16 protein-coding genes are annotated in these 17729 nt (G+C 72.9%); 5 read left to right on the top strand and 11 right to left on the bottom strand.

Features of this window, described 5'->3' with window-relative positions:
* Nucleotides 1-46: 46 nt before the first annotated feature.
* Entirely contained in the window at nucleotides 47-1204 is a 1158-nt protein-coding gene (trpS, locus tag QRN56_RS01955; protein WP_285100786.1) for a tryptophan--tRNA ligase, read from the bottom strand.
* A gap of 272 nt (nucleotides 1205-1476) precedes the next feature.
* On the opposite strand from trpS, the gene QRN56_RS01950 reads away from it, so the two are divergent.
* Nucleotides 1477-1956 carry a tRNA (cytidine(34)-2'-O)-methyltransferase gene (locus QRN56_RS01950; protein ID WP_285100785.1) on the top strand — a complete coding sequence of 160 codons (480 nt, stop codon included), beginning with the start codon at nucleotides 1477-1479 and terminating at the stop codon, nucleotides 1954-1956.
* Between the two features lie 7 nt (nucleotides 1957-1963).
* Here QRN56_RS01950 and QRN56_RS01945 read toward each other — a convergent pair whose 3' ends face one another.
* The 6 genes from QRN56_RS01945 to QRN56_RS01920 all read right to left on the bottom strand — a co-directional run bounded on the left by QRN56_RS01945 (nucleotide 1964) and on the right by QRN56_RS01920 (nucleotide 5681).
* Nucleotides 1964-2707 (bottom strand): VOC family protein, encoded by a 744-nt coding sequence (locus QRN56_RS01945; protein ID WP_285100784.1) that lies wholly within the window; start codon nucleotides 2705-2707, stop codon nucleotides 1964-1966.
* Between the two features lie 43 nt (nucleotides 2708-2750).
* Complete coding sequence (locus QRN56_RS01940; RefSeq protein WP_285100783.1) at nucleotides 2751-3101, bottom strand: type II toxin-antitoxin system PemK/MazF family toxin; 351 nt, start codon at nucleotides 3099-3101, stop codon at nucleotides 2751-2753.
* Nucleotides 3088-3309 (bottom strand): antitoxin, encoded by a 222-nt coding sequence (locus QRN56_RS01935; RefSeq protein ID WP_285100782.1) that lies wholly within the window; start codon nucleotides 3307-3309, stop codon nucleotides 3088-3090. Before QRN56_RS01935 ends, QRN56_RS01940 begins: the two co-directional genes overlap by 14 nt.
* 67 nt (nucleotides 3310-3376) lie before the next feature.
* Complete coding sequence (locus QRN56_RS01930) at nucleotides 3377-4045, bottom strand: ThuA domain-containing protein (RefSeq protein WP_285100781.1); 669 nt, start codon at nucleotides 4043-4045, stop codon at nucleotides 3377-3379.
* A gap of 104 nt (nucleotides 4046-4149) precedes the next feature.
* Entirely contained in the window at nucleotides 4150-5121 is a 972-nt protein-coding gene (locus tag QRN56_RS01925; RefSeq protein ID WP_285100780.1) for an NAD(P)-dependent alcohol dehydrogenase, read from the bottom strand.
* Nucleotides 5118-5681 (bottom strand): nitroreductase family deazaflavin-dependent oxidoreductase, encoded by a 564-nt coding sequence (locus QRN56_RS01920; RefSeq protein WP_285100779.1) that lies wholly within the window; start codon nucleotides 5679-5681, stop codon nucleotides 5118-5120. The genes QRN56_RS01925 and QRN56_RS01920 overlap by 4 nt, the downstream gene beginning before the upstream one ends.
* A 104-nt stretch (nucleotides 5682-5785) precedes the next feature.
* Between QRN56_RS01920 and QRN56_RS01915 the strand changes: the two genes are divergently transcribed.
* Nucleotides 5786-6538: a TetR/AcrR family transcriptional regulator gene (locus tag QRN56_RS01915; protein ID WP_285100778.1), complete on the top strand. Its 753-nt coding sequence runs from the start codon at nucleotides 5786-5788 to the stop codon at nucleotides 6536-6538.
* Between the two features lie 15 nt (nucleotides 6539-6553).
* Here the strand turns inward: QRN56_RS01915 and QRN56_RS01910 are convergent, their stop codons facing one another.
* Both QRN56_RS01910 and QRN56_RS01905 read right to left on the bottom strand, forming a co-directional pair.
* Nucleotides 6554-7792: an NAD(P)/FAD-dependent oxidoreductase gene (locus QRN56_RS01910; protein ID WP_285100777.1), complete on the bottom strand. Its 1239-nt coding sequence runs from the start codon at nucleotides 7790-7792 to the stop codon at nucleotides 6554-6556.
* Between the two features lie 201 nt (nucleotides 7793-7993).
* Nucleotides 7994-9049 carry an aldo/keto reductase gene (locus QRN56_RS01905; RefSeq protein ID WP_285100776.1) on the bottom strand — a complete coding sequence of 352 codons (1056 nt, stop codon included), beginning with the start codon at nucleotides 9047-9049 and terminating at the stop codon, nucleotides 7994-7996.
* Nucleotides 9050-9112: 63 nt separating this feature from the next.
* On the opposite strand from QRN56_RS01905, the gene QRN56_RS01900 reads away from it, so the two are divergent.
* Nucleotides 9113-11296, top strand: a complete 2184-nt coding sequence (locus QRN56_RS01900) for a TerD family protein (RefSeq protein ID WP_285100775.1) — start codon at nucleotides 9113-9115, stop codon at nucleotides 11294-11296.
* Between the two features lie 187 nt (nucleotides 11297-11483).
* On the opposite strand, the gene QRN56_RS01895 is transcribed toward QRN56_RS01900, so the two are convergent.
* Together QRN56_RS01895 and QRN56_RS01890 are read right to left on the bottom strand one after the other, a co-directional pair.
* Nucleotides 11484-12422 (bottom strand): glycoside hydrolase family 19 protein, encoded by a 939-nt coding sequence (locus QRN56_RS01895; RefSeq protein WP_285100774.1) that lies wholly within the window; start codon nucleotides 12420-12422, stop codon nucleotides 11484-11486.
* Nucleotides 12423-12554: 132 nt separating this feature from the next.
* Nucleotides 12555-13601 (bottom strand): LacI family DNA-binding transcriptional regulator, encoded by a 1047-nt coding sequence (locus QRN56_RS01890; RefSeq protein ID WP_285100773.1) that lies wholly within the window; start codon nucleotides 13599-13601, stop codon nucleotides 12555-12557.
* A gap of 312 nt (nucleotides 13602-13913) precedes the next feature.
* On the opposite strand from QRN56_RS01890, the gene QRN56_RS01885 reads away from it, so the two are divergent.
* Together QRN56_RS01885 and QRN56_RS01880 are read left to right on the top strand one after the other, a co-directional pair.
* Nucleotides 13914-16160: a discoidin domain-containing protein gene (locus QRN56_RS01885; RefSeq protein ID WP_285100772.1), complete on the top strand. Its 2247-nt coding sequence runs from the start codon at nucleotides 13914-13916 to the stop codon at nucleotides 16158-16160.
* A gap of 44 nt (nucleotides 16161-16204) precedes the next feature.
* Nucleotides 16205-17659: a DUF1996 domain-containing protein gene (locus QRN56_RS01880; RefSeq protein ID WP_285100771.1), complete on the top strand. Its 1455-nt coding sequence runs from the start codon at nucleotides 16205-16207 to the stop codon at nucleotides 17657-17659.
* Nucleotides 17660-17729: the final 70 nt, after the last annotated feature.

The following is a 17729-nucleotide window of genomic DNA, read 5'->3' as shown; positions in this document are numbered from 1 at the left end:
GGGATCTCCTTTGTCCACAGGCCTGTTCGTCCACAGGCCTGTGGACTCAGTAGCGCATCCCCATCAGATCGCGGACGTCGTCCAGGGTGCGCTCCGCGATCTCGTTCGCCCGCGCGTTGCCCCGGGCGAGCACCTCGTCCAGGTGCCGGGGCCCCGCGGAGGCGAGCTCCCGCCGTCGGGCACGGAGGGGGCGCAGGCCCTCCACGACGGCCTCGGTGACCACCGCCTTGAGGCGCCCCGCGCCGGCCGCACCCACCTCGTCGGCGAGCGCCTCCGGCGAGGTGCCGGTGAAGGAGGCGCCGATCTGGAGCAGGTTCGCGATCTCCGGCCGCTGCTCCGGCTCGTAGGTGATGGTGCGCTCGGCGTCGGTCCGGGCGCGCCTGAAGAACGTCGCGGTGTCGTCCTCCGAGGCCCGCAGCTCCAGCGCGTTGCCCCGCGACTTGGACATCCGGCGGCCGTCGCTGCCGAGCACGGTGGTCGAGGGCGCGATGAGGGCGTCCGGTTCGGGGAAGTACGGCCGCGTGGCGCAGTACCGCTGGTTGAACCGCCGTGCCACGGTCCGGGTGATCTCCAGGTGCGGCAGCTGGTCCACGCCGACCGGCACGAGGTTGCCGTGGCAGAACAGGATGTCGGCGGCCTGGTGGACCGGGTAGGTGAGCAGCAGGCCGGAGATGCCGCGGCGCTGCCGCAGCACGGCCGCCTCCGCCTCCGACTTCACCGTGGGGTTGCGCTCCAGCTCGGCCACCGTGACCAGCGACAGGAACGGCAGCAGGAGCTGGTTGAGGGCCGGCACCGCCGAGTGCGTGAAGACGGTGCTGCGGTCGGGGTCCAGGCCCGCCGCGAGGTAGTCGAGCAGCACCTCCCGGACCGTGGCCGGCAGGTCGCCGGAGTCGTCGCGGTCGGTGATGACCTGGTAGTCGGCGACGATGAGGAACACCTCGACGCCCAGGTCCTGCAGGCGCACGCGGTTGGCGACCGTGCCCATCAGGTGCCCCAGGTGGAGGGCTCCGGTGGGGCGGTCGCCGGTCAGCACCCGGTACTCCCCCGGGTTCCGGGCGATCAGGCCCTCCAGGACGGCGGTGCGCTCGCGCGCCGCCTCGGCGGAGCGGGTGGCGCTGCGCTTCTCGCGGGCAGCTTCGAGGTCGAGGAGTGCGCCGGGGGCGGACGACGTCGGGGCCGCCTCGGGCGGCAGGGTCACGGACATGCTGGGTCTCCTTGGTCAGGGAGCCGCCCGCGCACGACGTCGGGCACAGAAAAGTCCCGGGCTGCGGCGAGCAGCTCGGGACTTCTGTGCGGGTGGGCGCGTCAGGTCACGGCTGCGGGTGCAGCCGCCACCAGTTCAGCCCGTGCGTCATGCGCCCAGGGTATGCGGGCGTCCGACGGCGGGCAAGGGCCGGCACCCGCTCGACGGCGCCGGACGCCGCCGTGCCGTCCGGCAGCGAGAATGGACCCGTGCCGCACCAGCCTGACGCCCCCATGCCCGAGAACCCCCTGGCTCACATCGTGTACTTCGAGCCCCGCATCCCCGGGAACACCGGCTCCGCGATCCGGCTCGCCGCCGTGACCGGGGCGCGGCTGCACCTCGTGGAGCCCCTGGGCTTCGACCTGTCGGAGGCCAAGCTGAAGCGCGCCGGCCTCGACTACCACGACCTCGCCGTCATGGACGTGCACCCGTCGCTCGACGCCGCCCTCGACGCGCTGCCCGAGGCCCGGGTGTTCGCGTTCACCACGCGTGCGACCACGCGCTTCACCGACGTCGAGTACCGGCCGGGCGACGTGCTGCTGTTCGGCCCGGAGCCCACCGGACTGCCGCCCGAGGCGCTCGAGCACCCCCGCGTCACCGACGAGCTGCGGATCCCGATGCTGCCCGGCCGCCGGTCGCTCAACCTGACCAACGCGGCGTCGATCGCGGTGTACGAGGTGTGGCGCCAGGCGGGGTTCGCCGAGGGGGCGTGAGCCTCGGCTACGCCCGCACCACCAGCACCCGGCCCGGGGCCAGCTCGTACCGCCCCGGCATCACGCCCGGGCTCGCCGGCCCCGCCTGGGCGACGACGGCGACAGGCGGCTCGCCCACGACGCGGTCCGACGTCGGGAACCACGTGCGGCCCACGCTGACGAGGATCAGCATGCCGTCGATGTGCCCCGCCGGGCTGAACGTCGCCGACCCGGCCGGGTAGCGGCCGATCCCGGCCTCGGTGAGCCGGTCGGCGGTGTCCACGACGTCGGGCACCGCGATGCCCACCTCGCTCACGGACAGCAGGTCGCCCGGCCCGAACGGGTCAGGCTGGGTGCCGGGCACGTGCGGGCTCGAGGCCTTCGCACCCGCGCCGGGCCCGGCACCCAGGTCTCGGGGGAGATCACGGCGCGCGATGACTTCCAGGACGGAGCGGTCCGGTCCCGGGAAGTACAGTGACCGCGCGTTCCAGGCGTCCTGCGCCTCGAACTCCGTGCGGTCGCCCTCGCTCAGCAGACCGGGTCCCGCCGTCAGGAACGCGCGGGCGGCGTCGAACCGCGCGTCGTCGATCAGGAACGCGTAGTGCTGGTCGCCCGTGGCGTCGGCGTCCTCGCGGAAGCGCAGGACCGTGCGCCCGGCGGTGACCTCGACCGCGCCGATCTCCTTGCTGACCGGGAGCCCGAGGACCGTCTCGTAGTACGCGGCCGTCTCGGCGATCGAGCGGGTCACCGTGTCGATGCTGATGATCTCCATGCGGCCCAGCCAACAACCTCAACAACGGTTGAGGTCAAGCGGCTCAGGAGATGCCGAGGTGCACCAGCAGGGCTTCGTCGAGCGCCGCCGCCTCATCGGAGGACAGCTTGCCGACCCGATTGACCAGGCGCCCCATGTCGACCGCCCGCACCTGCTCCGCCTGCGCCTTGGAGTCGACCGCGAGCCCGGAGCCCCGCTTCGAGACGAGCACCTGGAACGAGAGCACGCGCTTCACGTTGCTCGTCAGCGGCACGACGGTCAGGACGCCACGGCCCAGTCGCCGGGCCGCCGCGTTGTAGGCGTCGTTCGACACGATGACGACCGGTCGGACCTTGTTCGCCTCGGAGCCGCGTACCGGGTCGAGATCCGCGTACCAGACCTCACCGCGATACATCGGACTCCAGGCCGTCGGCGACCGTCGCGTCCCAGACCTCGGCCTCACCCGAGTCGTACCACTCCGAGATCGCCTGCTCGGCCTCCAGCGTGAGCGCCATCTGCCGAAGGGCACCGATCGCCTCGTGGACACCGGCGGAACGCGAGCCGAGCCCGTTGTCCACCACGTAGTCATCCAGGAACCGCAGGTCCTGTTCCGGAATACTCACACTCACCTTCATACCCTTGATCCTACCCTGGGTGACAATTCCTGGACCAGAGGTAGCACCGTCCGTGCTACGACAGCAGCCAGGAAGCGGCGCGGCGCAGCAGCTCCTGGTGCCCCGCCGAGTCGAACGAGCGGACGTCGTGGCCGAGCCCGGAGTACACGCTGCGGCCGCCGTGCGCCTCGTTGGCCCACAGGACCGGGTGCGGGGCGCCGTCGTCGTCCAGGGTGGTGCCGAGCACGCGCGTGTCCGCGGCGACGCGGAGACGGCAGTAGCGCTCGTCGAAGGCCTCGACCACGCTCAGGCCCTCGGTGAGGGGGTGGCCGACCGTCAGCTCGAAGCGGGCGGTGCCGATCGGCGGGTGCATCGACTCGCCGGGGATCCAGCGCCCGCCGAGCACCGCCTCCCAGTCGGGCGCGTCGTAGAAGGTGTTCGCCGCCTGGTGCAGCCCGAGCACGGCGCCCCCGGCCCGCGCCCAGGCGGACAGCCGGTCGTGAAAAGGGAGCCAGTCGTCGTCGGAACCGTCGAAGTCGGCGTCCCGGCGGCCCGTGCCGCCGTTGACGACCAGGATGTCCACGGAGTCCAGGTCGTCCAGCGCGTCCCGGAACAGGCCGCGCACCTCGACGGCCCCCAGCTCACCGAGGATCCCGGCTGCCGTGTGCGACGTCGCCGCATGGTCGTGCCAGGGATCCTCGTAACGTCCACGGCCGGAGAGGATGAGGATGCGGCGTTGCGTCATGCGCCCGATCCTGCCACCGTCCTGAGCCACGGACGCCGGACGTAGGCTTCGTCGGCCGAACAGGGCTCATGGAGCGAACAGCCCTACGTTCGACGGCGGCCCGCCTACGGGACCACCAGGACCTTGCCGCTCGCCTCACCCGAGGCGAGCCGGCGGAGGGCCTCGACCGCGTCGTCGAGGCTGTAGCGGCGGTCGATCCTGGGCCGCACGGCGCCGGAGGCGAGCAGCCCTGCCAGCTCGGCCAGGTCGGCGCGGCGGTTCGGGTGCCAGGCGAAGGTGCCGATCCGCGTGCCGGTCAGCGCGCCGACCACCGGGCCGAGCAGCGCCTTCTCCGCGAAGGAGCCCATCCGCCGGGCGATCAGCACGTACCGGCCGCCCGGGGCCAGGCACCGGCGAACCGCCACGACGGACCGGGTGTCGGCGATGTCCAGCACCACGTCGAACCGCCGGCCGGAACGCGTGATGTCCTCGTGGCGATGGTCGATCACCTCGTCCGCGCCCAGCTCCCGGAGGAAGGCCAGCTTGTCACCGTGGTCGACGGCGGTGACCTCCGCGCCCCGAGCCTTCGCGATCTGCACCGCGAACGGTCCCACGCAGCCACCCGCGCCGTTGACCAGCACGCGCTCGCCCGGCCGGACCGGCCCGGCGGCGCGCAGGCCCTGGAGCGCGAGCGAACCCGAGTGCGGCGCGGTGGCGGCGTGCTCGAACGAGATGTGCTCCGGGAGCGGCGAGAGGGCCGACGCCGGGACGCACACCCGGTCGGCCAGCGCGCCGTGCCCGCTGTCGAAGAGGTCGGCCCAGACGCGGTCGCCCGCCCGCAGGCTCGTCACATCGGGCCCGACCCGCTCGACCGTCCCGGCGACATCGAGGCCGACACGCCGGTTCGTCGGCCGCACCAGGCCCGTGGCCACGCGGGCGACCCGCGGGCGGCCGAGCAGGTGGTCGAGGTCCGCCGTGTTCAGCGAGGCGGCCGCGACCCGGACGACCGCCTCGCCCGGGCCCGGCTCGGGCTGCTCGACGGCGGCGACCCGCAGGACGTCCACCGGACCGTACCGGTCGCGGACCACGGCCCTCACTGCGCGCCGCCCGCTCCGTCGCGGGCGGCGGCCGATCCGTCCTGGTCCGCGGCGGCAGCCCTGGACGCCGCGTCGCCCGAGCCCGGCCCCACCCGTCGCAGCGCGAGAAAGTCGGTGACCCCGAACAGCCGCGCGACCCGCCGGTCCGCCCCCGACAGGTAGGGCAGCGCCCGGCCCGGCTCGACGAGCTGCGGCGTCACCGTGTGCTCGTGCCCGTCGACCCGCAGCTCCGCCGTGCCCGCGGCCTGGATGTTGCGCAGCCAGTCCACGGCCCGGCCGTACGGGAGGTACACGAGAAAGTCGCCGTCCATCGGGTACACCCCGATCGGCGTCGAGTACGACGCCCCGGACCGGCGGCCGACGTGCCGGACGAGCGCGGCCGACGCACCGGGCTCCCCCGCGTCCCGCAGCGCGCCTCGGTTGGTGACCCGCCGGTTGAACCGCCGGACGACACCGAGCCCGCGCCGGTTCTTGCTCCGCATGACCAGCACCAACGCCGCGAACGCGGCGAGCCCCAGCACGAGGAGAGTCCCCACCACCCACAGGATCCAGGTCCACATGACGCTCCGCCTTCCGGACGAGACTTACGGCGTAAGCCTTACGACGTAAGGTAGGACCGTCACGAGGCCCCGTCAAGGGTCGGCGGACGTAGGATCGCGAGACCATGACTTCCCCGCAGACGACCGGCACGCCACCACGCACCACCCTGACCCGTGCCCGGGTCCTGGAGTCGGCGGTGGCCCTGGCCGACCGGGACGGCCTCGGGGCCCTCACCATGCGCAGCCTGGCCCGCGAGCTCGGCATCGAGGCGATGTCGCTCTACCACCACGTCGCCAGCAAGGAGGACCTGCTCGACGGCGTGGTGGACGTCGTGGCGGCGGAGATCCAGGACGCGGTGGCCCTGCTCGACCCCCTGCCGGACGACGCGCCGCCGTCCGGCTGGAAGCCCGCGATGCGCCGGCAGATCCTCACGGCGCGCGCGGTGCTGCTGCGCCACCCCTGGGCGTCGACCGTCCTGGAGACGCGGACGTCGTTCAGCCTGCACATCGTCCGGTACTGCGACTCGCTCCTGGGGCTGATGCGCCACGGCGGCTTCTCGTGGGACCTGGTGCACCACGCGATGCACGCCCTGGGCAGCCGGGCGTTCGGGTTCTCCCAGGAGCTCTTCGAGCCCGACGGGGCGACCGCGGGCTCGGCCGCCGGCGGTGGTGCGCGCGAGGGCGCGGACGACGAGGCCACCGCGCTGCTCCAGCAGATGGCCGACCAGGTGCCGCACATGGTCGAGATGCTCGCCGAGGTCGCCCACGACGAGCCGGGCGCCACCCTGGGCTGGTGCGACGACCAGACCGAGTTCGAGTTCGGTCTCGACCTGATCCTCGACGGGCTCGACCGGCTGGCCGGGCGCGCGGATCGCTGACCCGCGCGCCCGGGGTCAGCGCAGCGGGTCGAACGGCCGGATCTCCTCCGGCGTGGCACCCGTCGTGATCAGCGTCGCCAGTGCTCGGCCGGTCGCGGGGCCCAGCACCATGCCCCACATGCCGTGGCCGCCGGCAGCGAAGACGCCGGGGGCCGCCGTCCGGCCCACGAGGGGCAGACCGTCCGGCGTCACCGGCCGGGAACCCACCCACTCGTCTTCGCGGGAGTCGAGGTCGACGCCCTCGAAGAGGCCGCGGACCGAGTTCACGATGGCCTCGATGCGCCGGGGCTGGAAGGGCTCGTCGGGCCCGCGGAACTCCATAGTCCCCGCGATCCGCAGCCGCCCCTGGTACGGGGTGCAGGCCACGCGGCGCGCCGGGAAGTAGACCGGGTGGTCGATCGGCGGGCCGGTCACGGGCGCGCTGAACGAGTAACCCCGTCCCGCCTGCACCCGGGTGCGCACGCCGAGCTGCCGGGTCAGGTCCGGGAGCCACGCGCCCGTGGCGACCACGACGGCGTCCGCCCGGAGTGCGTCGCGGCCGGCCACCTCGACCTCGGCGCCGCCGCCCGGCATCGGCCGGACGGCCGTGACCCGGGCGTCCGTGAGCACCTTCGCGCCCCGCGCGCTGACCGACGTCGCCAGCGCCTCCACGTACGGTCCCGGCTCGATGTACCGCTGACCCTCCAGGGTCCAGAGCGACTGGAGGGCCCTGGTGAGGTGCGGCACGCGGACGCCGTCGGGCACCCGGGACAGCGCGATCTTCTGGCCCGCCTTCGCCACCGCCCGCAGCTCGTGCACGAACGGCCGCGACTCCCGCTCCCGCTCGAACCCGACCACCCAGGGGCTGGCGTGCGAGGTGGCGTGCACGCCCCCGGCCTCCAGCTCGTCGTAGGCCTCGAGCGCCATGCGGTCGATCGGGGTGAGGGCCGCCATCGCGCGCTGCCACGCGCCGGGCGTCGCGTGGGCCATGAACCGGGCGAGGAAGCCCCAGAGCGCCCGGTCGAACCGGAAGGGGACGCTGAGGGCGGCGTCGGGGTCGAGCATCGCCTTCGGGCCGTAGGCCCAGAGCGACGGGTCGGCCAGCGGCATCGCCATGCCCGGGGTGAGCCAGCCGGCGTTGCCCCAGGAGGAGCCGGCGGCGACGCCGTGCCGGTCGAGGACCGTCACCTCCACGCCGCGTTCCTGCAGGTGCCAGGCGGTGGACAGGCCGACCATGCCGGCCCCGACGACGATCGCGGACTTGGTTTCGGTCACGCTGGTGCTCCTTCTCACGAGTGCAGTACCCCAGTACCCCTCCCCGTCGAGCGGCGGACTCCCCCATCGTCCGCCGCGCCGGTCGATTCGGCGCGACGGCCCCGTGAAGTGCGGCGGAACACGGGGTGTGGAGCTGCCGACGCCGCCCGCCCCGGGCGAGGTGCCCGGGGCGGGCGGCGTCGAGCGACCGCGCCGGCCGGGTCAGCCCAGCGGGCGCGCCAGGGGCTCGATCGCCGCGACCTCGTCCGCCGTGAGGGGCCCCGCCGCGAGCGCCGCGACGTTGTCCTCGAGCTGCGCCACGGACGACGCGCCGATGAGGGCCGACGTCACACGCTCGTCCCGCAGCACCCAGGCGAGCGCGAGCTGCGCGAGCGTCTGCCCGCGGCCCGCAGCGATCTCGTTGAGCGCCTTGGCGCGGCCCAGGTAGTCCCCGGTGAGGGCCCGGTCCGAGAGGAACGGCGAGTCGGAGCGGGCCGCACGGGACCCGGCCGGGGCCTCGCCGGCGAGGTACTTGCTGGTCAGCAGGCCCTGCTGCAGCGGGGAGAACACGATGGTCCCGACGCCCAGCTCGCCCACGACGTCGAGCAGCGACTCGCTCTGCGTGCCGTCGTACCCGTCCTCGTGGGCGGGGTTCTCGATGTGCCGGTTGAACATCGAGTAGGACGGCTGGTGGATGAGCAGCGGGACGCCCAGCTCGCCGAGGATCCGCGCGGCGTCACGCGTGCGCGCCGGCGAGTAGTTGGAGACGCCCACGTACAGGGCCTTGCCCTGCTGGACCGCCGACGCGAGCGCACCCATGGTCTCCTCGAGCGGCGTCGAGGGGTCGGGCCGGTGGTGGTAGAAGACGTCGACGTAGTCCACGCCCATGCGGGTCAGCGACTGGTCGAGGCTGGCCAGCAGGTACTTGCGCGAGCCGTTGTCGCCGTAGGGGCCGGGCCACATGTCGTAGCCGGCCTTCGTGGAGAGGATCAGCTCGTCGCGGTAGGGCCTGAGATCGGCGGCGAGGTGCCGGCCGAAGTTCGCCTCGGCCGCGCCGTAGGACGGGCCGTAGTTGTTCGCCAGGTCGAAGTGCGTGACGCCCAGGTCGAGCGCGCGGCGCAGGATGGCGCGCTGCGTGTCGAACGGGCTGGTGTCGCCGAAGTTGTGCCAGAGCCCCAGGGACAGCGCGGGCAGGTCCAGACCCGAGCGGCCGGTGCGGCGGTACTGCATGGTGTCGTAACGGTCCTCTGCTGCGAGGTACCGGGATGCGAGAGGCATACAGCCATCGTGGCACGGGAAACCTGTCCGCCCCGACCACGGTTCCGTGCCACGATGCGCGTCATGTCTGCGCAGATCTTCGACCTGGTCGTCCGCCGGACGTGGCGCGTCCCCCTCACCGCGGTCTCGACCGGGGACGCCGCCTCGGTCGCCCGGCGGTTCGACGCCGTGCTCCTGACCTCGGGCTACAAGGCGTCGGGCCGGCTGCTGAGCTACCTGGGCACCCTGTCGCCGCAGGACGCGCGGCTGGTGGCGGTGCAGACCCTCGCCGTCGTGCACGAGGCTCTCGGCGCCCACGTGCAGCACAACACGTACTTCCAGGACTTCCCGCACAACGTGCCCGACACGCTGAAATTCTGGGTCTCCTGCCTCCGGGACGCCCTGCAGGAGGTCCCGGACGCCGACGCGCTCTTCGCGCGTCAGGGGAAGGTCGACCTGCTCGCACTCCCCCGCTACGGCCGGTACCAGCACACCTACGAGGAGATGGTCGCGGCGCACGACGCGTTCGTGCCCGCCCTCGGCGACCGGCGCACGGTGCTCGACGTCGGCGGCACGCTCGACGAGGAGGCCCACCGCCTCTACCTCCGCCTCGCGGGGAGCACCACCCCGCTGTCCGACGCCGACCTCACCGCGCTCGCGCTGCTGGCCCAGCACTGCGGTGGCATGGAACAGCCCGCGACGGTGCCGGTGCGGTCGGCGCGCGCGATCGTGAACGCCACGCACGTGCTGTACGGGCGCGAGCCCCAGGCCGACACGGTCACCGACGTCCTGCGGCTGGCCTGCGCGCTGTCCGGCGGGGACGTGACGCTGGAGACCGCCACCCGGTTCCGGTCGCTGCCGCGCCCCGTCCGGCGCGTGCTGCTCGGAGCGCTCGACGCGGTCGTGGAGGCGTCGCCCGCGAAGCTCGGCGACGTCGCGGCGCACCGGGAGGCGTGGAAGCGGCTCGGCGAGCGGCTGCACCCGCACGAGCACCGGGGCCTGTCGTCGGCCGCCCGGGTGTTCGCCGTCGCCCGTGGCGACGAGGACGCGCCGTCCCTGGCCGCCCGGGTCGAGCGGTCGCTCGCCTCGGGTGCCCGGGCGGAGGCGCTGCGACTGCTCGCCGCGGCGCCCGGCATGCTCGTGCGGCGTGCGGACCACCTGCTGCGTTCGGCGGCGGACGACGTCGAGGCGACCGCCGTGGCCGACGCTCTCGGGCGGGCGCTGCCCGGGGTGTCCGGCCGGGTCGTCCTCGGCCTGCGCGAGCACCTGGAGAACCGGCGACGCGCCGACGGGCGGCCGGGCACGGGGCGGCCGGGCACCGGCCGACGGGTCTTCGTGAACCGCCACGGCGGCGCGTGGGCCATGCCCGACGACCGCGCGGACCTGCCCACGGACGCCCTGACGGCGCTGGCCCTGGCCTGCGACGCCGAGGTGCTCCGCCGGTTCCCCCGGCCCGGCGAGCTGGTGGTCGACCCGGACCTCCTCGACGTGGCGCTGCCGCTGTCCGCACGCTCCCGGCCGGAGGGTGCCGGGGTGTTGCCCCGCGGCTCGCGGACCCGCGTGACCGGCGAGCTGCTGCGGTTCTTCGTGCACTGGCGGCAGCGGGCCACGGACACCGACCTCGACCTGTCCTGCCTGCTGCTGAACGGCGAGTTCACGGACCCCGAGCACGTGTCGTGGACCCGGCTGCGCGCCGAGGGCTTCGTGCACTCCGGCGACCTCACCGAGGCCCCGGACGGCGCCACCGAGCTCGTCGACGTCAACCTGTCCCGGGTCCGGCAGCCCGTCGTCGTACCCCAGGTGCACGTGTACTCCGGCGAGCGGTTCGACCAGGTCGCGGAGGGATTCTTCGGGTTCATGTCGCGCGACGCGGCGCAGGCCGGGCTGCCGTTCGAGCCGGCGACGGTGCGCCTGAAGTCGGACCTCACGGGCCAGGGGCAGGTGTCGGTCCCGGCGGCGTTCCTGCGCGGCGAGGACGGCTGGGAGGCGCTCTGGCTGCACCTGAACCTGCGCGGCCGGCCGAGCTTCAACTCCGTCGAGGAGCACCGCGTCACCACGACGACCCTGGTGCGCGACATCGCGGCGCGCCGGTACCTCACGGTGCGCTACCTGGTGGACCTGCTGCGGGACGACGGCGTGAAGGTGCACCACGAGCTGCCGCGGGGCACGGGGCCGGTCACCTACCTCGGCCTCGACGCCCCGGAGGACCTGCCGGAGGGCTCCCGCGTGGTGACGCCCCAGAACCTGCTCGACCTCGTCCCGGCCTGACGTCTAGGGTGTGCCCCGGGCGAGGCCATGCGGCGGCTTCCTTCTCACTCCTGGATGAACCTAGTCGCCGCGCTCTCCTCGCCCGCCTTCTTGCTCCACGGCGTTGAGCACAGCACCTGCTGCCGGAATTGCCGCACCCCTGGCAGCAGGTGCTGTGGTCAACGAGACCGGGTGACCGGTCAGCGGGTCAGCAGTAGAGGTTGCCGCCCGGGTCCACGCCCAGGGCGCTCGTGAACCGCAGATAGGTGTCCACGCGGCTCTGGACCTGGGCGGGGTTGCCGCCGTTGCACTCGATGGAGCCGTTGATGCTCCGGATGGTCTCGCCGAACCCGGCGCCGTTCACGATGGCGTTGTGCGGCGTCATGGTGCCCGGGCCGTTCTGGGTGTTCCAGTACCAGAGGCCGGTCTTCCAGGCGATCGCCGAGTTGGTCGAGACCAGGCTGGGGTTGTTCAGCAGGTCGATGCCGAGCGCGTCGCCCGCGGCCTTGTAGTTGAAGTTCCAGCTGAGCTGGACCGGTCCGCGGCCGTAGTACTGATCGGTGCCGGCCGGGCAGCCGTAGGGCTGGTTCCTGTCGCAGTAGTGCGGGTAGTTCGCCGTGTTCTGCTCGACGATGTGGACCAGGCCGCCGGTCTCGTGCGACACGTTGGCGAGGAACGCCGCAGCCTCACGCTTCTGGACGGTCTCGCTGCCGCTGTTGGCGAACCCGGGGTAGGCGCTGAGCGCGTCGACGAGACCCGCGTAGGTGTAGAACGAGTTCCGGTTGGGGAAGAACGAGTTGAACTGGGCCTGGCTGACCGGGAAGTCGTCGGTGCCGGGCGGGTCGACGGGCGGCTCGCCGCCGTCGCAGGTACCGACCCGCTCCCAGACGCCCCACTCACCGGTGGTGCCGGGCGTCTCGCCCTGGGTCCACCACTTGGCACGCCACGAGGCGCCGGCGTGCGTGACGAGGTTGCCGCCGACGTAGACGGCGCTGCTGCTCCAGGCGGGCGCGCTGCAGTCGGCGACCGCGGCAGGCGCTGCCGAGCCGGCGGCAGGGGCCGCCGAGCCGGGGACTGCGACGACCCCTGTCGTCAGGAGTGCGGCGACAAGACTTGCGACAAACAGCGGTACGCGACGAGATCTCACGGGGAACCACCTCGCTTCGGGTCCTGGGCCGTCGTCGACACCGACGGCCGATTTGTTCAGGAACCTAGCAAGGTACGTCCAGGCGGGGCGTGAGGGATTCCCACACGGGCGACCCGTACGTGACAAGTCAGGTCACGCCGAGTCGCGGACCACCAGGATCGGCTCGAAGATCGCCGAGCGGACGGCCGGCTCGTCGGCGTCGATCTGCTCCAGCAGCATCCGCGCCATCTCCTCCGCCATCTTCTCCACGGGCTGCCGCACCGTCGTCAGCCGGGGGCGGGTCTGCACGGCCACGGGACTGTCGTCGAAGCCGACGATCGCGACGTCGTCGGGGACGCGGCGGCCCTGCGTCTGGAGCACGTGGATGGCGCCCTGGGCCATGAGGTCGTTCGAGACGAAGACCCCGTCGAGGTCCGGCGCGGAGGCGAGCAGCTCGGCCATGGCCGACTCCCCGCTCTCGAACGTGAACGATCCCGCCACGCTGGGGACGAAGGCGTGCCCGCGCCGGGCCGCCGCGTCCCGGAAGCCGTCGAGCCGGTCGCGCGCGGACGGGACGTCGAGCGGCCCGGAGATCACGCCGAGCGTGCTGCAGCCCCGGTCGAGCAGGTGGTTCGCGGCCATACGGGCGCCGTCGGCGTTGGCCAGGTCCACATAGCTCGCCGGGATCGCGTGGCCCGGCCGCGCGAACAGCACGATGGGGCGGCCGGTGCCGATGAGCTCCTCGGGGAGCGGGTCGTCCGCGTAGGTGGAGACCAGCAGGGCACCGTCCGCGTTGCCGAACCGCAGGTACGACGTGACCTGGCCCCGGGTCTGCGCGTCGTCGGCGAACATCAGCACCGGGTGCACGTCGTGCGGCCGGAGGGTCCGCACGAGCGAGCCCACCACCCGGCCGAAGAACGGGTCCGAGAAGACGCCGGACAGGTCGAGCTCGCCCTCGGGGTCGGCGTCCGCACCCGAGATGACGACGGCCACCGTGCCCGTGCGGCGGGTGACCAAGGACCGCGCTGCCCGGTTGGGCACGTAGCCGGTCTCCGCGACCGCCTCCAGCACGACCTCCTGGACCGCGGGCGCCACCTTGCGCTTGCCGTTGATCACCCGGGAAACGGTCGCGCGAGAGACACCGGCGACCTTCGCCACGTCCTCCAGGGTCGGCGCCGCACGCCGCAGATCCTTGCTCACAGGCCGACGGTAACAGAGTAAGAGCGCTCTCCGAAGGAACCCGTGCGGATGAGATGCGACAGATCTCGCGCCGTCCGGCGTTCGGATCAAAGCCAGCCCTGACGGGACAAAACGCAGGAAAAAACAGGAAACAGCAGGTGAAGTGTCCCGGGCCAGCCCTTGACGCTCCGCCAAGAACGGGTCAAGGATGGGCGGCGTAAGAGCGCTCTCCCAACTCGCGGCGCACCGGAGCGTCGCGAGCGCAGGCTCAACGACGAACCGCGCCACGGCCGCCGCACCTGGCCGCCGACGAGCGGACGGAGAGGAACACCCATGACCACCACCGGATCACCCGGCGCACGCGCGACCAGGCTCGGGCGCGGCACGCGCGCCGGGGCCGCCGCCCTGGCGACCGGCCTGCTGGCCGCGGCGGCACTCGTCGTGCCCGCCGCCTCGGCACAGGCGGAGCCGGTCCTGCTGTCGCAGGGCCGGCCCGCCACCGCCTCCTCCGTGGAGAACCCCGACTACACGCCCGCGAGCGCCGCCGTCGACGGCGACCTCGGCACGCGCTGGGCCAGCGAGTTCAGCGACCCGCAGTGGATCCGGGTGGACCTCGGCCGCTCCGCGACGCTGGACCACGTGGAGCTGGTCTGGGAGTCGGCGTACTCGACGAGCTACCAGTTCCAGGTCTCGGCCGACGGGTCGTCCTGGTCCACCGTGTACTCGACCACCTCGGGCGACGGCGGCACCGACACCTTCGACGTCGACGGCACCGCCCGCTACGTGCGGCTGCTGTCCACCGCCCGCTCGGGCGGGTACGGCAACTCGCTGTGGGAGCTGCGGGTCTTCGGCGAGGCGGGCGGCAGCACCGATCCCGGCAACCCAGGCGACCCGAGCTACGTGAACCCGGGCCACCCGAACGTCCCCGTGCGGGACTCGGGGGCCAGCACCGTCGAGGTCGTGGGTGGCAACGGCGACTGGGACCTGGAGGTGGACGGGCAGCCGTACACGGTCCGCGGCTTCACGTGGGGCCCGGCGTTCAGCACGGCCGACCACTACATGCCGACCCTCACCGCCATGGGCGCCAACACGATCCGCACGTGGGGCACCGGCGCGGACACCCGCCAGCTCCTCGACTCGGCCGCGGCGCACGACGTCCGCGTGGTGATGGGCTTCTGGCTCCTGCCCGGGGGCGGGCCGGGATCGGGCGGCTGCATCGACTACCGCACGGACACGAGCTACAAGACGACCACGAAGGCCGACATCCTCAACCAGGTCGCGGCCTACAAGGACCACCCGGGCGTGCTCATGTGGAACATCGGCAACGAGTCGCTCCTGGGCCTGCAGAACTGCTACTCGGGAACCGAGCTGGAGGCGATCCGCAACGCGTACGCGGCCTTCGTCGACGAGGTCAGCGTGGCCGTGCACCAGGCCGACCCCAAGCACCCGACCACCAGCACCGACGCGTGGGTCGGCGCCTGGCCGTACCTCGAGCGCAACGCCCCGGACCTGGACCTGCTCTCGGTCAACGCGTACGGCGACCTGTGCAACGTGCCCGCGGCCTGGGAGGCCGGCGGCTACGACCGGCCGTACATCATCACCGAGGGCGGCGCTGCCGGTGAGTGGGAGGTGCCGGACGACGCGAACGGCGTACCCGACGAGCCCACCGACCTGGAGAAGGAGCAGGCGTACGTGGACTCATGGCGCTGCCTGCGGGAGCACGACGGCGTCGCGCTGGGCGCCACGTTCTTCCACTACGGCATCGAGGGCGACTTCGGCGGCGTGTGGTTCAACGTCCTCCCGGGCGACAACAAGCGCCTCGGCTACTACTCGATCGCGCGGGCCTGGGGCGTGGACACGTCCGGGATGAACACCCCGCCGCGCATCACCGCCATGTCCGTCCCCGGGGCGACAGCGGTCGCCGCGGGCGAGCAGTTCACGGTCAACGTGGACGTCACCGACCCGGACGGCGATCCGATCGACGCCAACGTGATGCTGAACAGCAAGTACGTCAACAACGCCGGCGGCATCGCGCAGGCGCAGTTCACGCAGACGGCTCCCGGCACGTTCCGGGTCACGGCGCCCGAGATGCTCGGTGTCTGGAAGGTCTACGTGTTCGCCGAGGACGGCCACGACAACGTGGGCGTGGAGACCCGGTCGTTCCGCGTCGTCGCGCCCCCGGTGGACGGGACGAACATCGCGCGGGGCAAGACCGCCACGGCGTCGAGCTTCGACCCGTGGAACGGCGACTGGACGCCCGGCCGCGCCGTCGACGGCGACGCCACCACACGCTGGGCCAGCGAGTGGGGCCCGACCGCCTGGTACCAGGTGGACCTCGGCTCGGTGCAGTCGTTCGACCACGTGCAGCTCGTCTGGGAGACGGCCTACGGCAAGTCCTACCAGGTGCAGACGTCGAACGACGGCAACACCTGGACGACGGTCCGCACGGTGACGGGCGGCAACGGCGGCGTCGACAGCCTGGACGTGGCCGGGACGGGCCGGTACGTGCGGCTCAACCTCACCGAGCGCGGCACGGAGTGGGGCTACTCCCTGTACGAGGTCGGCGTCTACCAGCAGTGAGCAGTGACGGGTCAGCAAGGCACACCACCACCAAAGGAGGAACCATGCGCACAGCACTCAGCACGCCACACCGCTCCACGTCCCGCGGCCGCACACCCGGCGGCCTCAGACCTCGCCTACTGGGCGGCCTGGCCGCCACCGCACTGCTCGCCTCGACCCTGAGCGCGGCGGGCGCCATCGGCGCCACCACCGCCGTCGCCGAGCCGAACACGCTCCTCTCGCAGGGCGCGCTCACGGCCGCGTCCAGCTCGGAGTCCGGCGGCCTCGGGCCGCGGTTCGCGGTCGACGGCGACCGCACCACCCGCTGGGCCAGCGCCCCCACGGACGACCAGTGGATCCGGATCGACCTGGGCCGGTCGTACGCGCTGGACCACGTCGCGCTGGAGTGGGAGGCCGCCTACGGCGCGGCGTTCACGCTCCAGGTCTCCGCCGATGCGCAGACCTGGACCACGGTCGTGACCGAGGGCGCCGGGACCGGCGGCACCGAGGTCTACGACATCACCGCGACCGGCCGCTACGTGCAGCTCGTCGGCACGGCCCGCGGCACCGGCTACGGCTACTCGCTCCTGGAGTTCCAGGTGTTCGGCGACGGCGAGGCCGGCGGGCCGGAGGACCCGCCGCCGTTCCCCGGTGACGAGGTGACGCACCACGAGTTCCAGGCGAACTGCGAGTTCTCGCACTTCCTGCCCGACGACTCGATCGTGTACCCGAACCAGCCGGGCCGGTCGCACCTGCACACGTTCATCGGCAACCGGTCGACGGACGCGTTCACCACGCCGACGAGCCTGAACGCGATGCCGGAGAGCACCTGCACGGTGCCGCAGGACCACTCGGCCTACTGGTTCCCCGCCATCACCAAGGGCGGCGTGCCGGTCGAGCCGAACATCCCGATGACCGTCTACTACAAGTCGGGCATCGACGACTACCAGGACGTGGTGCCGTTCCCGGAGGGACTCCAGTTCGTGACCGGCGACATGATGGCCACGGTCGAGGAGTTCCGCACCGCGCCGGGCGCCGTCGAGGGCTGGGAGTGCGGCGACATCTCCAAGAGCTGGGAGATCCCGGCGTACTGCCCCGAGGGCACCCAGCTCAACATCCGGTACCAGGCTCCGAGCTGCTGGGACGGGATGCACCTGACCCCGGAGGAGTCCGCCCACATGGGCCACGGCTCGCACATGGCGTACCCCGAGGCCGGGCAGTGCCCCATGAGCCACCCCGTCGCGGTCCCGATGCTGGAGTTCAAGATCGCCTGGCCCGTCAGCGGTGACATGTCCGACGTCGCGCTGGTGAGCGGGTCCGACCAGTCGTGGCACTACGACTTCGTGAACGCCTGGGACCCCGAGGTGCTCCGCCGGCTCGTGGAGCACTGCATCAACGGCGGCCTGCAGTGCAACCCGCGCGGCTACGACCTCTACAAGCCGCACCGCGGCACCGTGCTCGACGAGAACTACGAGCTCGTGCCCGAGACCACGGCCGCACGCGAGGAGGTGGCTTCATGAGAGCGGGCCGGGTCTGGCTGGCGGCCGCCGCGGTCGCGGCCTGCGTCGCGGCCCCGCTGACGGCGGCGGC

The sequence above is a fragment of the Promicromonospora sp. MEB111 genome (assembly GCF_030209445.1).
Classification (GTDB): Bacteria; Actinomycetota; Actinomycetes; order Actinomycetales; family Cellulomonadaceae; genus Promicromonospora.
This window is presented reverse-complemented; position numbering and strand designations above follow the sequence as displayed.

Excerpts from the sequence above, each read along its gene's own strand:
- trpS (WP_285100786.1), bottom strand. The coding sequence starts at position 1,204 with ATGTCCGTGACCCTGCCGCCCGAGGCGGCCCCGACGTCGTCCGCCCCC.
- QRN56_RS01950 (WP_285100785.1), top strand. The coding sequence starts at position 1,477 with ATGCCCGAGAACCCCCTGGCTCACATCGTGTACTTCGAGCCCCGCATC.
- QRN56_RS01945 (WP_285100784.1), bottom strand. The coding sequence starts at position 2,707 with ATGGAGATCATCAGCATCGACACGGTGACCCGCTCGATCGCCGAGACG.
- QRN56_RS01940 (WP_285100783.1), bottom strand. The coding sequence starts at position 3,101 with ATGTATCGCGGTGAGGTCTGGTACGCGGATCTCGACCCGGTACGCGGC.
- QRN56_RS01930 (WP_285100781.1), bottom strand. The coding sequence starts at position 4,045 with ATGACGCAACGCCGCATCCTCATCCTCTCCGGCCGTGGACGTTACGAG.
- QRN56_RS01920 (WP_285100779.1), bottom strand. The coding sequence starts at position 5,681 with ATGTGGACCTGGATCCTGTGGGTGGTGGGGACTCTCCTCGTGCTGGGG.
- QRN56_RS01915 (WP_285100778.1), top strand. The coding sequence starts at position 5,786 with ATGACTTCCCCGCAGACGACCGGCACGCCACCACGCACCACCCTGACC.
- QRN56_RS01905 (WP_285100776.1), bottom strand. The coding sequence starts at position 9,049 with ATGCCTCTCGCATCCCGGTACCTCGCAGCAGAGGACCGTTACGACACC.
- QRN56_RS01900 (WP_285100775.1), top strand. The coding sequence starts at position 9,113 with ATGTCTGCGCAGATCTTCGACCTGGTCGTCCGCCGGACGTGGCGCGTC.
- QRN56_RS01885 (WP_285100772.1), top strand. The coding sequence starts at position 13,914 with ATGACCACCACCGGATCACCCGGCGCACGCGCGACCAGGCTCGGGCGC.
- QRN56_RS01880 (WP_285100771.1), top strand. The coding sequence starts at position 16,205 with ATGCGCACAGCACTCAGCACGCCACACCGCTCCACGTCCCGCGGCCGC.